Annotated in this window: 11 protein-coding genes; 9 read left to right on the top strand and 2 right to left on the bottom strand. The window is 49.2% G+C overall.

The window, feature by feature from the left end; translation table 11 throughout:
* The first annotated feature begins 15 nt into the window (after positions 1–15).
* From GSQ62_RS04285 to GSQ62_RS04265, 5 genes are all read left to right on the top strand, one after another.
* Positions 16–804 (top strand): MBL fold metallo-hydrolase, encoded by a 789-nt coding sequence (locus tag GSQ62_RS04285; protein WP_161888362.1) that lies wholly within the window; start codon positions 16–18, stop codon positions 802–804.
* A 15-nt stretch (positions 805–819) separates the two neighbouring features.
* Complete coding sequence (locus tag GSQ62_RS04280) at positions 820–1,227, top strand: ester cyclase (RefSeq protein WP_161888361.1); 408 nt, start codon at positions 820–822, stop codon at positions 1,225–1,227.
* A gap of 229 nt (positions 1,228–1,456) precedes the next feature.
* Positions 1,457–1,690, top strand: coding sequence for a helix-turn-helix domain-containing protein (locus GSQ62_RS21130; RefSeq protein WP_161888360.1), 234 nt, complete (start codon positions 1,457–1,459; stop codon positions 1,688–1,690).
* Positions 1,617–2,510: an IS630 family transposase gene (locus tag GSQ62_RS04270; RefSeq protein ID WP_161888359.1), complete on the top strand. Its 894-nt coding sequence runs from the start codon at positions 1,617–1,619 to the stop codon at positions 2,508–2,510. Before GSQ62_RS21130 ends, GSQ62_RS04270 begins: the two co-directional genes overlap by 74 nt.
* Positions 2,511–2,890: 380 nt before the next feature.
* Positions 2,891–8,734 (top strand): carboxypeptidase-like regulatory domain-containing protein, encoded by a 5,844-nt coding sequence (locus tag GSQ62_RS04265; protein WP_161888358.1) that lies wholly within the window; start codon positions 2,891–2,893, stop codon positions 8,732–8,734.
* Positions 8,735–8,902: 168 nt separating this feature from the next.
* Here GSQ62_RS04265 and GSQ62_RS04260 read toward each other — a convergent pair whose 3' ends face one another.
* The gene (locus GSQ62_RS04260) at positions 8,903–9,277 is read right to left on the bottom strand and encodes a hypothetical protein (protein WP_161888357.1); all 375 of its coding nucleotides are present in this window, start codon (positions 9,275–9,277) and stop codon (positions 8,903–8,905) included.
* A 114-nt stretch (positions 9,278–9,391) separates the two neighbouring features.
* Between GSQ62_RS04260 and GSQ62_RS04255 the strand changes: the two genes are divergently transcribed.
* From GSQ62_RS04255 to GSQ62_RS20790, 3 genes are all read left to right on the top strand, one after another.
* Entirely contained in the window at positions 9,392–10,849 is a 1,458-nt protein-coding gene (locus GSQ62_RS04255; RefSeq protein WP_237586975.1) for a tyrosine-type recombinase/integrase, read from the top strand.
* A 188-nt stretch (positions 10,850–11,037) separates the two neighbouring features.
* Positions 11,038–11,637 (top strand): mercuric transport protein MerTP, encoded by a 600-nt coding sequence (merTP, locus tag GSQ62_RS04250; protein WP_013631655.1) that lies wholly within the window; start codon positions 11,038–11,040, stop codon positions 11,635–11,637.
* On the top strand, positions 11,634–11,840 hold the full coding sequence (locus tag GSQ62_RS20790) for a GDCCVxC domain-containing (seleno)protein (RefSeq protein ID WP_013631656.1): 207 nt from the start codon (positions 11,634–11,636) through the stop codon (positions 11,838–11,840). Before merTP ends, GSQ62_RS20790 begins: the two co-directional genes overlap by 4 nt.
* A gap of 285 nt (positions 11,841–12,125) precedes the next feature.
* Here the strand turns inward: GSQ62_RS20790 and GSQ62_RS20785 are convergent, their stop codons facing one another.
* Complete coding sequence (locus GSQ62_RS20785) at positions 12,126–12,452, bottom strand: hypothetical protein (protein ID WP_237586973.1); 327 nt, start codon at positions 12,450–12,452, stop codon at positions 12,126–12,128.
* Here GSQ62_RS20785 and GSQ62_RS20780 point away from each other — a divergent pair.
* Complete coding sequence (locus GSQ62_RS20780; RefSeq protein WP_237586968.1) at positions 12,442–12,978, top strand: SRPBCC family protein; 537 nt, start codon at positions 12,442–12,444, stop codon at positions 12,976–12,978. The two genes, GSQ62_RS20785 and GSQ62_RS20780, sit on opposite strands and share 11 nt — an antisense overlap.
* The last annotated feature ends 27 nt before the right edge of the window (positions 12,979–13,005 follow it).

The raw sequence follows: 13,005 nt of genomic DNA, 5'->3' as shown, positions 1-13,005 counted from the left end.
ATTAGAAGATAAGTTATGGCATCAAACATTCAGTTTATCAGAAATGCGACCGCTGTTTTAAACTATGCAGACAAGAAAATATTAATGGACCCTATGTTTGCTGAGAAAGGAAGATACCCTGGGTTTCCAGGTACAGCCAATTCAGAGTTGAGAAACCCTTTGGCTGAAATGCCTGTCAAGCCAGAGAGTCTGCTTGATGTAGATGCCGTTCTGGTATCGCACCTACACCCTGACCATTGGGACGAAGTGGCAGTGCAGGTCCTGCCCAAAGATATAAAGGTTTTGGCGCAGAATGAAGACGATGCGAAGGTTATTAAATCGCAGGGGTTTACCAATGTAGAAGCGTTGGGGGAGGACGCAAACTTTGAAGGGTTGAATTTCAAGAAAACGCATTGCCAACATGGCACAGATACCGCCTATTCCATTCCTGAGGTAGCTGAAGTCCTTGGTAAGGCATCAGGGTTCTATTTCAATGCAGAAAATGAAAAGTCTATCTACTTCCTGGGAGATACGATCTGGATTGACGAGGTAGAGAATAACCTAGAAACTTGGCAGCCGGATGTTGTGGTGGTTAATGCTGGACTTGCAAGCTTTGAGAATGACGGTTTAGGGGCCGTTATCATGGGGAAAGATGACATCCTTAAAATTAATAAGATGCTACCTAACGCTACCATTATAGCTGTTCATATGGAGGCAGTGAACCACAGTGTTCTAAGCAGAAAGGAACTCAAAGACTTTGTAAAGGAAAATGGCATTGAAGACAAGGTGATCATTCCTGAAGACGGACAATTAATCTCACTTTAAGCTTTGCATCACCAAATGAATACGGAAGATAACAAGGAGCTCGTTCGTCAGTTTTATGACGCGTTGGAGAAAGAGGATTACGACACGGTAGCCAGTTATTGTCACGAAGATTTTGTTTTCTACTTTCAGGTTGACAGCCCCATCAAAGGAGCTGAAGGTTTCGTGGAATCTGAGAAAAAGAACTTTGATGCTTTCAAAGGCTTTACGATGCGAATACATGAGCTACTCGCTGAAAACGATAAAGTGGCAGCTTATATGATTTTTGAAGGCCCGCATAACAGCGCTCCTGTTTTTGGTGTAGAGCCTAAAGGCAATCATGTTCGCTTTTCCTTATTTATGTTGCTGACCATAAAGGATGGAAAGATTATAGAAAAGCGTGCTCATTTTGATCAGTCAGATATTCGAGCTCAAGTAGCAAGATAGCTTCTGTTGTAAAGCAGGCTCCTAAAGAGCCGCAACCAGCAGTACAAAAGAGTTTTACTTAAAACAGCAATCGCCTCTCAATGAGGCGATTGCTGTTTTAAGTAAAGCGGCAGCCTGCTTAAAGGCGTATAATGCGGGTTGATTTTGTAAATATCATTATAGTGAGTGACAACACCTGCTGCAGAACGTTAAAGTAGCAGTACAAAACTTTACTTGAGATGCGCACAAGGTGGAAGAACCCGAACGTCTGGAGAAGTTTATCAACAGCTACAGCAGCCATCATTCAGACAGCAAGGCCATCGTGCTTCGGTTAGTTTCCCAAATAGGCAATGTCCAGCAGGTAGCCACTCTTACAGGGGTTAGTGAGCGCACCATCTATGATTGGATAGGTGACTGGAATAAAAAAAGAAGACGGGCTTGTAAACAGGCAGGGAGAAGGGGGAGGAGCAGGACGCAGGCTTGATGCCGCTGCACAGCAGGAACTCAGGGCAGTTCTTGCCAGCGAGCAACGGTTCTGGACGCTGGGGCAGGTCACCTCCCTGCTGGCGGAGCGGCTTGGTGTTCGTTATTGCCCGCGGCATCTGCGGAGGGTACTGCACGGGATGGGCATGTGCCACTATAAACCGCAACCGGTGGACTACCGCCGCAGTGAAACAGCTGAAGAGCGGTTACAGCAACGCCTGCAGGCTACCTTTGACGCTTTGCTGCTGCAGCAGATTCCTTTGGAGGCGGTAGCCATAGGACTGGCAGATGAAACAGGCACTTATTTGCAGGCAAACACGGCCAGGTTGTGGTCCTTTCACAAGAAGGCCAAAAGAAGAGTGAACACAGAGAAGGTCAAACAGAACACCTTTGGGTTTTACGCCCTGCAGGGGCAGTCAATATCCCTGGAGATTGCCACTTCCTCTGAGCAAGAAATGCTGCGGGTCCTGCCACTCATCAGGCAGGCTAATGCCGATTACCAGGCAGTCGTTCTGCTGTGGGATAACTTGCCTGCCCATAAAACGGGGGCTGTCGAGCGCCTGGCAGGAAGGCTGCAGATTTACCTGGTCAACAGCCTGCCCTATGCCCCTGATTTGAGCCCGATTGAGACAATATGGAAGCAGCTAAAATACAGGATTAGCCAGAAAGGCTGGATTGCAGACAAGAGTGAACTTGAGCAGATTATCTTCTCTGAATTTAATCTGCTGGCAGGCAAGATGAATTGGGCAGCCAGCTGGGTTCAGCAGTTATTGATGCCTGCTCTTCCGCGAAACTTTACAATCTCTTTCTGCAACAGGTAATGTCAATGACTATAGCTTGAAGTAAGTCCTCTCTTGTCTGGTGGGGACAGCTGCCGAGGGTGGTTTTACCTAATTTCATAAAAGCTCTGGCAGTATGTGAAGCGGAGAAATCCTACTCGCCTCCAAAAAAAGCAGTATCGGTAAGGGAGAGAATGGGGGGAGAAAGAAATTAGTGTCCGAATAGTGTCTGAAGGTCATAAAAAAGGCCCTTAGCTGCTGCTGAGGGCCTTTCATGTAGACCGAAGGAGTGAATTATCGAACTTTATCCACAGTGATTTGTCCTCCTTAGAGGAATATATAGAAGTTCAGTAGTTGGTTGAGGTACTATATAAAGAATCATTAATATATATTAGTATATTTATGCTTCACCCAGCCATGCTATGACAAAACTACTTATACTTGCTCTCGTGCTGCTGCTTTGCTCCTTCTGCTGTGCCGCCCAAACCAAAGTAGAACGCTTCCGCACCGGCAGTCCCTATACATACATTTTCAGGATTTCTGACAAAGAGGCGAAAGCCATGTACGACTTAAGTACAGCGGTGGTAGGCCCGTCATACTTCCATACTCCCGTAGACTCGTTTACGACTAACACCTATTACGGTAAGCAGCTGCCTTACGGCCACTACCTGTACGTGCACAGCAGCGAGGCAGATTTAGTTTACAGCCTGCAGACGGTTGCCCAGGTGGCAGTGAAGCTTCTACAGGTTAAACCGGCTTTGGCCATCCTGGTGCACGACAGCCTCGGAAATACCATAACCGATGCAGAAGTGCAGGTAAATTGCAAAAAAGCGGACTTCGACGAGAAGACAAAAACTTACCGCCTCCGGCATAACCCTAAGGAGGGGCTTGTAACGGTAAAATGGAAAGGGGTGTTGCTCTACCAAACGTTCGAGCAAGAGGAGGGTTACTACAAGCGCAGCTTTATCAGCAAGATGACGCACTTTGCGCCTATCTACTATTTCTGGCGGCCCTTCTACGATGCTTACAAGTCGGTTCGGTGGCAGCAGCCGCAGGGTTGGGTCAGGCGGGTGTTCGCTGTGTTCGATGCCCAGTACAGTAGGTCGAGAAACGCAGGGAACTACAGGGGCTACCTGGTCACGAATAAACCCATGTACCAGCCTGGTGACACAGTAAAGTATAAGGCCTTTGTGGTAGATAAAAACGGAAAGCCGGTACACGGAAAGGCGCAGCTGAAACTGTATGGCTACAACGTCCCCGCCAAAAAGATAACCGAGGTGGCACCATATAAAGAGGGTGCTTACGAGGGATATTTTATACTTCACGACAGCCTGAAGCTTAGCCTGGACCGGCAGTATAGCATCAGCCTACACAAAATCGGAAAGCATGAGGAGGAGTATCTTAGCGGTTCATTCAGGTACGAGGATTATGAGCTAAATGAAAATGAGTATACCCTGGCCCTGGAGCGGGAAGAACACCAGACCGGGCAGGAAAACAGGGTAAAAGTGCGCGGCACCAACGCCAACGGCATGAACCTCCTGGACACCAGGGTAGAACTGGTTGTGACCACGGCCCTGGTGCTACAAAGCAAACAGCCTCAGGTGTTTGTGCCGGACACGCTTTGGAGACACCGGCAGCCGCTGGACGCAGTAGGGGAAACCAATATTTTACTACCAGACAGCATCTTCCCGAAAGCAAGTATAAACTATCAGGTGCAGGCCTCTTTTCTAAACAGCAGCAACGAGCGCACGCAAAAATCTCAGCACGCCAGGTACAATCACACGAGCGGGAGCCTGAAGATAACATTGCTGCAGGACAGCTTGCTGGTGCAGTACCTGGAGGGCAGCAGCTCAAAGCATAAAGAAGCAACACTGACGGCCAACAACGCAGACTATGATGCCATTACAACTGAGAAGCTGACGTTGCCGTCGCGCGTGCCGCTGAACCCCTACGCCAGCGGTTACAGGGTGGAGGCAGGAGATTTCTTTGATGATGCCGATCTGGAGCAGGAAGAGGCCCGGTTCAACCTTCAAACTCTCCGGACTACCGACTCGCTTTATATAGCCGTGCAAAACCCGCGAAAGCTTCCGTATTGGTACTTTGTGTACCGTGGTGATAAACTAGTGGCGCGCGGCGAAGGCAAGGAAGAAAGCTATACGTTCAGGCAAAAGGCAAATGGCGCCAAGCCATATTTTGTAGCGGTGCATTATGTTTGGGCCGGTGCGGTGCATAAAAAAGAGGAAGCATTGCCCCTGCGCAGGCATCAGCTTACCATAGACCTGCAAACGCCACAGGTAGTATACCCGGGGCAGGAGGCAAGCCTGAAAATTGCGGTGACGGATACCAATGGAAATCCGGTAGAAAAGGTAGACCTGACGGCCTATGCCATCACCTCTAAGTTTAAGGAGCCAAACACGCCCGACCTGCCTTCGTGGGACAAGTATAAACCCCAGAAACCCGTACGCCGCGTTACGGCAGATGAAGAGAGCCTCAGCGGTAAAAAACCACTCGATTGGACCTACTGGAGCCAACGCATGGGGCTGGACAGCATCGAATACTATAACTTTTTATACCCTAAAGCTGGCTTTTTCACAGAGCATGCTTTTAATGCCGACAGCATCACGCAGGTTTCCCCGTTTGTGGTGGACTCGGGCAGGGTGGTGCCGGTGCATGTGATTTACCTGGACGAAGTGCCGGTATACTTTTCCAAGACTGACGCGTTAAACGCCTATGCCTTTGCAGCCGATAGCGGTTACCATACCCTTGAACTGCGCACTGCTGATAAACTAATCACGCTGGACAGTCTGTACCTGCAGCACCAAAAGCGCCTGGTGGTCAGCGCCGACATCACGGCTGCCTCTAACAAGTTTGCACATCCTGCTAACAAACTTGCCTTAACCTCAGAAGAACAGCGAAAGCTTTTCAGATACCTCTTTTTCGTGGAGAAAGCTTACGATGAACCTACGTCTTACCTAAAGCAGGGCAATAAGATCCAGTTGCTCGAAAGTATTCCCCGGCAAAGTTATTTTCAAAGAGGCGAAGAAAGATTATTGGTCGGGCCCTTCAGCCCGGACTGGATGCAGTATGTGAGGCTAAACAGCTTCAGGACCAATTTCATGATGGAGCCAGGCTATAGCTACCATTTTGAGCCAAGCCTGCTGAAAATGCGGGAGCAGCCTTTTCCCCTGCATTTGGGAGCCTTGCCTTATTGGAACAAGTCTGACCATAGCGCAGTGCTGCTGCACCAACAAGTGCTAACCGAGCACAAAATAAGTGAAGCATGGGAAGCCGCACAGCGCCAGTACTACCTCAACAAGGTGTATGAAAAGAACAGAAGGCATGAAATAGCTGCAGGCATGGGTAGGATAGGCTGGCAACTAGGTGATGAGATAAAGCAACGGGTAAACCTTGTTTTTCTGCATACAAACGGGAGGCCTGACTCGCTGCAGGTATACGCACCCGAAAATAGTGTTTTGTATAACCTGAAGCCCGACAAATATAACTTAACCCTTGCCTTTACAAACGGAGACTTCGTTGCGACAGTCGTAAACGTGAAACCAAACGGGCAAGTGCAGCTGTACTTCGGTGCTGCTGATGTAAAGCAGGCATCCACCGAAAGTGAGTACCTACGGCAACTGGTGGAAACGAAGATAGACTCACTCAGGAAAACGGCGAAACAAACAGCCAGGGAACTTCAGCAACAGCTGCAGACCGCCAACGCCACCACTTATACCTATACCAATGGTTTAGAGCAGTTCACGCACGCTGTTTCAGGCGTGGTTACTGATAAGGAATCGGGGGAGCCGCTGCCCGGTGTTACTGTCGTCGTGGAGGGCTCCAATGTAGGCACCACCACCGACGAGCGAGGGTACTACAAGCTTTATGCACCTGCGCAGGGCACCCTTTCTTTCCGGTTTATCGGCTATACAACGCTGGAAGAAAAAATTCAGCGGCAGTCCAGGATTAATGCTATGTTAGAACTCGACTTTCAGCAGTTGCAGGAGGTGGTCGTGACAGGCTATGGGGTGCAGCAGCACAAGTACACGGTGGCTAATACAGTGGCTACTGCCTTACAGGGAACCGCAGCTGGTGTGCAAATTCGCAGTGTTTCAAGTATAAGTATGAAAGCGGAGGATGCCAAGCCGCTGATTATTGTGGACGGGGTGCCATACAGCGGTTCGCAGGGGGATATTGCAGGCATTACGAGCACGAAAGTATTGAAAGGTGAGGAGGCAACTGCCTTGTACGGAGCGGTTGCCAGAGCCGGTGTCATCATCATCACCACCGACAAAGGCAAGTTAATGGCAGATTTCCCCCTAGGTGCCAACCTGGACCAGCCGACGCAAGCCAACTCTATCCGAAACAACTTCTCTGACTATGCCATCTGGCAGTCCCGCCTGGTGACCAACAAGCAGGGAGAGGTTTCCTTTACGGCAAAATTTCCAGACGACATCACCAGCTGGAACACGTTTGTTCTGGCCATGGACCACCGCAGAAACAGCGGCATCTACTCCACCAACATCAAATCCTTTAAGGCGATGATGGCCACGCTACACCTGCCGCGCTTTTTGGTGGAGGGCGATAAGGCCTATGTGGTGGGCAAGGCGCTCAACTACCTCCCGGACTCAGCCGTCGTGACCACTACGTTTGAAGTAGGAGGCAAAAAAGCGAAAGAAGCGACAAGAACCCTGACAAGAAGCTTAACAGACACCGTTTTGATAACAGCCCCCGCTTTGGCGCCGGACTCCGTGGAGGTGCTGTACAGTCTGCAGAAGCAAGGCGGTATGGCTGACGGTGAAAAGCGTTATCTCAGCATCTTTCCTAAGGGCGTGGAAGAAACCGTCGGCCAGTTCCTGCCGCTTTACGCAGACACCAGCTTTACTCTGAACTTTGACCCTGCGTTGGGGCCGGTAACTCTGCGCACCCAAAGCGATTTGCTGCAGGTGATGCTGGACGAAATTGACCACCTGCACAAGTATGAGTACTGGTGCAGCGAGCAGGCCGCCTCTAAGCTGATGGCCCTGTTGTTGGAGCAGCGTATCCGTAAGCAGCTGGGGCAGGAGTTTGAGCACGAGCGCATGGTGAAGAAGCTGGTGCGGCATCTGGAAAAGACGCAGCTCCATAACGGTGCCTGGACCTGGTGGGAGCAAGGCCCTGCTTATGCCTGGATCACGAGCCATGCCAGCCAGGCGCTGTTGATGGCCAAGCAAGAAGGTTACAATCCAAACTATAAAGAGGAAGAACTGAAAGACTACCTGGTGTATGTACTGGAAGGAAACCATACTTTCGAGAAAATTACGGCCTTGGAAACCCTGCATCAGCTTAAAGCCGAAGTGGACTACCCGCGCTATCTAAAGGAGCTAAGCAAACAGAAGCACCTGAACCTGGAAGAAAGGCTGCGCCTGATCTTGCTACAGCAGCAGCACGACTTGCCGGTGCAGCTGGACACACTGCAGAAGTATAAGCAGCAAACCATGCTGGGCGGCCTGTATTGGGGTGATAAAAAGTGGAGCCTTTTCAATAACAACATCTCTAATACGCTACTGGCATACAAGATTCTGCGTAACCTGGGCAACTACGAGCGCGAGCTGGCGCAAATCAGGGCGTATTTGTTGAGCGAGCGCGGCACAGGCCATTGGCGCAACACCTATGAATCGGCACGTGTGCTCGAAACCCTGCTGCCGGACCTGCTGCAGGAATCTGCAGAAAAGCCAACCCTTGCAGCAAACAAGCTGGCTTTCGCTGGGGCCATTGCGTTTGAGGCAAAGAACTACCGTGCAGATACCACCTTTGTTGCCTCTCAGCCGCTGACAGTGAAAAAGCAAGGGAATCTGCCTGTTTACCTTACTGCCTTCCAAACCATTTGGAACAGCGAACCAAAGGCCGCAGACAAGGATTTTGTGGTAAAGACATCATTAAAAGGTATAAAAGAAGGCGCGCCATTGAAAGCCGGAGCCCCGATGGAAATGCTGGTGGAGGTTGAGGTAAGAGCCGATGCGGAGTATGTGATGGTTGAGGTGCCCATACCAGCCAGCTGTTCTTATGGGGAAAAAACAGGAAGAGGTGCTTACGAAGAGCATCGCGAGTACCGCCGAAGCAAAGTAAGCATCTTCTGTGGCAAGCTACCCAAAGGCAAGCATCAATACACCATCAAGCTGCTGCCGCGCTACAATGGCACTTTTACTATAAATCCTGCCAAGGCAGAGCTCATGTACTTCCCGACCTTCTATGGCAGGACAGGTCTGAAGCAGGTAAAAGTGGAATAGTCGAATGCATAAAGCAACCGTAGGGGAAATTTATCGAACCAAAAAAGCCGCTCCATTTAATGTGGAGCGGCTTTTTTACTGCTGTAGACCTAAGGATGGAATTATCGAACCTTATCCACAGTGATTTTGCTGCTTTAGAGGCTTTTTGGGAGATCGTAGAGGTATAGCTCACTTCTCCATGTAAGGCTGCCAGTTGACAATAAGCACCTTCTCCTCCTCGAGCAGCAGGTAGCCGTAGTCGTAACAAAACTGGTACGTATTGCCGTTTTTGGTGCGATAGGTGTGGGTGAAGTGGCGGAAGTCGAAACCGGCCATTTCGAGCACCTGCCGGTAAGTGGTGGTTTTGCCCTGCGGGCTGGCCTGCTTTAAGAGGGTGCGGTTGCGTCGCAGGATAGCGTTGATGCTCAGGATGAGCTGCTCGCCGCTGTTCTGGCGCCTGTCGGCGTTGTGGGCCTGCGCCCGGCACTGATTGGAGCAGAAGCGCTTGTCCGACCTTCCGCTCAGCGTGTTGCCGCACTGGGGGCACTGTTTTTCCTCTTTCATCGAAACATCCGTTTTTTGAAACGTATAGTTGCGTTTATAAACGCACTTATGTGTTTCAGAAAACGGGTGGGTAACAGGCGGGGTTTAATTTGCTTAAAAATAACCCCCGAAGCTATGCAGCAGACCTACCACATGGCCCCCGTTCTATACCTGAACGCGCTTGAGCATGAGGGAAAACAGTTCATTCGCCTTTGGCATAAGCCTAACCCTTTTATTGTTAAGCGGCTAAAGGAGGCATCCTGGATCAAATACAGCAAGACCTACAAGTGCTTTGTGATGAGCCACAGCCCGCAAAGCATCGAGATGACTTTCGGCCACTTCCAGGGGCTGGCACAGGTGAACACGCGCTACCTGTACCGCCCCAAAAGGCTGAAACCCAGTAAGCTTGTTCCGGTTTTGGCAGGAGGGCAGCAGGGGGAGCCGCTCCAGAAGCTGCCCGACCTGCCGGTGGTGAAGCTCCAGCCGATGTTGGTGGAGGAAAACAAAACGGTTATAAGCGTTACCTTCCGATACAGCCAGCAGGTGTACGAGACGCTCAAATACAGCAGGCTGGCCGCCTGGCAGCGGGTACAGAAGTGCTTCGCCATCCCGGAGGGCGGGCAGCACATACAGGCCCTGGCCGAGGAGCTGGAGGGCGTCGGCTGGCTGTGGCTGAGCCAGGAGCTGGTGGTGCGCGACGTGGTGCTGCTGCGCAGGCTCTGGGAGCAGACCTACAAGAAGGGGCCGGGCTACATCACCTGCCCGATCGATTACCTGGAGAAGCTCTTCCTGCTCAATTACTCCCTGAACACTATCCGCTCTTACCACTCGCTTTTGCTGCGCTTCCTGAACAGCCACAGAGACAGAGGCCTGGAGCAGGTGAATGCCTTCTCCGAGGAGGAGATCAACTGCTATCACCGGCAGATGGTGCAGGCAGGCGCCTATTCCTGCTCATTCGTGAACCAGTCGATCAACGCCGTCAAGTTCTACTACCAGCGCGTGCTGGGGCGGCACGAGGTGCAGCTGCGCAACGTGGAGCGCCCCGAGAAACCCGAGCGGCTGCCCACTGTGCTCAGCAAGCAGGAGGTGGCCAGGATCCTCTCAGCCACCGACAATATCAAGCACCGCTGCCTGCTGCAGCTGCTCTACGCCGGTGGATTGCGGATAGGAGAGGTCGTCAACCTGCGGATCAGCGACGTGCAGTCGGAACGGAACCTGCTGTTTATCAGGGGAGGCAAGGGCAAAAAGGACCGCACGACGCTGCTCTCGCAGAAGCTTTTGGAGAACCTGAGGTCCTACTATAAAGCCTACAAGCCGAAGGAGTGGCTCTTTGAGGGGCAGTTTGGGGGCCAGTACACCGTGGACAGCACGCGGAATGTGTTCAGGGCCTGTGTCGAAAGGGCCGGCATCAAGGCGAAAGTAACGCCTCACACGCTCCGCCACTCGTTTGCCACCCATTTGCTCGAGCAGGGGACGGACCTGCGTTACATCCAGGTGCTGCTCGGCCACAGGAGCAGCAAGACCACCGAGGTCTACACGCACGTGACGATGCATGCGCTGGATAAAATCGTGAGCCCGCTTGACAATCTGTAGGAAAGAACTATATTAGCTATACAGTATACACGGGAGGCCTTTTTAAAGTGTGCATTGTGGGAAGGAACCTGCTCAAACAGGTAAACCTACCTCCACACATAGTGCAGATAAGCCGAATAGACTTCCGTATATACCATAGTTATGCGGCAGCTTAAAAGACAACAACCAACGACATTGACAGTAAGAAAATGAAATCAGATAATAAACTTGCAGGACTTGGACTTTTGACAGCAATTTCGGCATCACTATGCTGCATTACACCTGTTTTGGCTCTGTTGGCTGGAACAAGTGGACTTGCTTCTACTTTCTCTTGGCTTGACCCATTCAGACCATATTTAATTGGCTTGACAGTTTTGGTTCTTGCGTTTGCTTGGTATCAAAAACTGAAACCTCAAAAACAAATTGACTGCTGCGACACAACTGAAAAAACACCCTTTATTCAGACAAAAAAGTTTTTGGGTTTCGTAACAGTTTTTGCAGGACTGATGCTTGCGTTTCCAAGTTATGTCCACATATTCTTTCCAAAGACAGAAAGTCAAACAATCATAACCGACCAATCAAACATTAAAACAGCAGAATTTACAATTAACGGAATGACTTGTGCAGGTTGTGAAGAAAACGTAAATCACGAAGTAAATAAACTGACAGGAATAATTAAGACGAATGTTTCTTACGACAACGGCAACGCAATCATAGAATTTGATAGAACTCAAACCGACATTCAAGAGATAGAAAAAGCCATAACTAAAACAGGCTATTCCGTAACCGACAAAAAAGAAATAAAATGAACATAATCCTGCAATCAACTATCACTTGCCCTGAATGTGGACATAAGAAAGAAGAAACTATGCCGACAGACGCTTGCCAATATTTTTACGAGTGCGAAAGCTGCAAAAAGGTATTAAAGCCAAAACAGGGCGACTGTTGTGTATTTTGTAGCTATGGAACAGTGAAATGTCCATCCATTCAAGCCGGGACAAATTGCTGTTAAAGACAATGATAAAACTGACTGAAATCGAAAGCCGACCGCATAACATCGGTTTTGCAATATGGCGGGTGAAGTGCTACTATGAAACATTTGTGCAAGATTCAACATCAGTAATTCTATTGAACTTTTGTGCTAAAATGCCGCCACATCGCAAAGCCGTAAACCGTTACCTGCAATTACAATTATGAGTTTTCTCAATAAGATATTGTCAACAGATAGAAAAAAGAGAAGGTGGCTTTCTGTAGCCTTAACTATTCTGTTGGCTGGACCATTGACTGTTTGGGGAATCTATGGGATTGGGGAATATGGAATTGCTCTTTTCATTTTAACTCCATTGCTCATAGGTTTAGCTTCAACAATATTATTCGGATACAACAGAACTGTAACATACAAGGAATCACGAAACATTGCCTTTCTGACTCTTATAATCTTTAGTTTAGGGCTAATGGCCTTCGCGATAGAAGGTCTAATTTGCATTGCAATGGCGGCTCCAATAGCTGTACTACTTACATGGATGGGTAGCTTTTTCGGGCATGAAATTATCTCTAAAGCTCCGAATAGCTCAGCACCGATAATTCTAATAGTCATGGCCTCAATTCCGACTATGGCCTTCATAGAAAAGGAACAAGAGCCTCACCTTTCTTCTGTCGTTACTTCAATTGTAATCAATGCTTCTCCAGAGACTGTCTGGAAAAATGTAATTGAGTTTCCAGAACTTGATGAGCCAACTGAATTTATTTTTAAAACAGGTATAGCCTATCCTATCAACGCAAGGATTGAAGGCAGTGGTGTTGGCGCAGTTCGCCATTGCAATTTTACAACAGGCAGCTTTGTAGAACCCGTAACGGTATGGGATGAGCCAAGGCTACTAAAATTTGACGTAGTAGAACAGCCTGAGCCAATGAAAGAGATTAGCTTCTGGGATATTAACGCACCTCACTTGCACGATTATTTTGTATCTAAACAGGGGCAGTTCAAACTGACAGCACTACCCAACGGACAGACAAAATTAGAAGGGACAACTTGGTACTACCATAATATTAAGCCTGCACTATATTGGCGACCTTGGAGTGATTTTATCATCCATCAAATCCATGAGAGAGTGCTGAATCATATTAAAGTAAACTCGGAAGAAAAATAAAAGCAGGTAACAAGATACAGCCCTAAC

Origin of the sequence: Pontibacter russatus (genome assembly GCF_009931655.1) — a bacterium.
Taxonomy (GTDB): Bacteria; Bacteroidota; Bacteroidia; order Cytophagales; family Hymenobacteraceae; genus Pontibacter; species Pontibacter russatus.
Note: the sequence above shows the minus strand (reverse complement) of the source record. Positions and strands in the feature narration are given on the sequence as shown.

Coding starts and splice junctions, on each gene's coding strand:
- GSQ62_RS04285 (WP_161888362.1), top strand. CDS start 16: ATGGCATCAAACATTCAGTTTATCAGAAATGCGACCGCTGTTTTAAAC.
- GSQ62_RS04280 (WP_161888361.1), top strand. CDS start 820: ATGAATACGGAAGATAACAAGGAGCTCGTTCGTCAGTTTTATGACGCG.
- GSQ62_RS04265 (WP_161888358.1), top strand. CDS start 2,891: ATGACAAAACTACTTATACTTGCTCTCGTGCTGCTGCTTTGCTCCTTC.
- GSQ62_RS04260 (WP_161888357.1), bottom strand. CDS start 9,277: ATGAAAGAGGAAAAACAGTGCCCCCAGTGCGGCAACACGCTGAGCGGA.
- GSQ62_RS04255 (WP_237586975.1), top strand. CDS start 9,392: ATGCAGCAGACCTACCACATGGCCCCCGTTCTATACCTGAACGCGCTT.
- merTP (WP_013631655.1), top strand. CDS start 11,038: ATGAAATCAGATAATAAACTTGCAGGACTTGGACTTTTGACAGCAATT.
- GSQ62_RS20790 (WP_013631656.1), top strand. CDS start 11,634: ATGAACATAATCCTGCAATCAACTATCACTTGCCCTGAATGTGGACAT.
- GSQ62_RS20780 (WP_237586968.1), top strand. CDS start 12,442: ATGGCCTTCATAGAAAAGGAACAAGAGCCTCACCTTTCTTCTGTCGTT.
- GSQ62_RS20785 (WP_237586973.1), bottom strand. CDS start 12,452: ATGAAGGCCATAGTCGGAATTGAGGCCATGACTATTAGAATTATCGGT.